The organism is Enterococcus hermanniensis, assembly GCF_001885945.1.
Classification (GTDB): domain Bacteria; phylum Bacillota; class Bacilli; order Lactobacillales; family Enterococcaceae; genus Enterococcus_A; species Enterococcus_A hermanniensis.
Map to the genome: position 1 here is coordinate 1 of NZ_JXKQ01000041.1, position 968 is coordinate 968.

Annotated in this window: 2 pseudogenes; both read left to right on the forward strand. The window is 41.2% G+C overall.

Going from position 1 to position 968, the window contains the following annotated elements:
- Positions 1–663: pseudogene (locus RV04_RS13355) on the forward strand (hypothetical protein); the annotation flags it as partial.
- Positions 663–968: pseudogene (locus RV04_RS12945) on the forward strand (BppU family phage baseplate upper protein); the annotation flags it as partial. The pseudogenes RV04_RS13355 and RV04_RS12945, both read left to right, overlap by 1 nt.

A 968-nucleotide genomic window follows, 5' to 3' on the forward strand; every position in this document is an offset into this window, starting at 1 on the left:
GCAGAACGTGGCAATGATCAGACGGGAAACGGAACACAGAGCAATCCTTTTAAGACAATCCAAACGGCAGTAAATCAAATTCCATTGATCAGTAGAACAGGTATTTCGATTTGGATTGAAGAGGGTGTGTATTTAGAAGACGTAGTATTGACGAATCTATCTGTCTCAGCTCTCTATTTTCGTGCAGTACAAACCATTGCTGATCCCTCAGCGAGTGATTTAGCTGTTAAACTTCGCTCGTTTAAAATTGCTTATTCATCGGGGTATTTCTTTATGTCTGGAATCCAATATGTTGATCAGGCAAACGCACCGCTAGTGAGTGATCAAAGACGTTCAGTTCAGGTTGAGCAAGGTGGTTATTTGGCAGTTTCTGGCTGTAAATTTGCTGAGAATGTCAAAAGTATGGACCATGTTTCTATATACGCAGGGGGGAGTTCTAAACTGCATGTGTACGGTAAAACAACATTTATTAATCAAAATGTGTGCATGAGTGCGACTTTACTAGCAGAACTTCGAGCAGGTGACATTCAAGGAAGTTCTAATCTTGTAGGTGCACTAGCAGATTCAGGAACGGTAAGAGCATCTATCAGCTCATCATTTGCAACAACGCCAACGAAGACTGCTTCGTATGGCTTAATCATCACAAAAGGGACGGTGATGTAATGTTTAAAACTAGAAAAGATATCATCGTTATTCAGGCAGAGGAAACGGAGCCAAATCGAACTGGTGTAGTCTTCTGGTCTCATGACAAAGGAACGGCGAAAATGATTTTCGAGCTACAAAAAAATCATGTCGATCAAAGCTTGGCGACAGGAACTAAAGTGCCGATTCTTCTAGAATTTGATTCTGCAACTGCTGAAAATGGTCGAGGAAAGCACACTTACTTTGCGACTATTGACGATGCAGTAAACGGGATTGTCTCGATTGTTTTAGAGGATAATATTTTGGGTTATCAAGGTCGCGTAGAG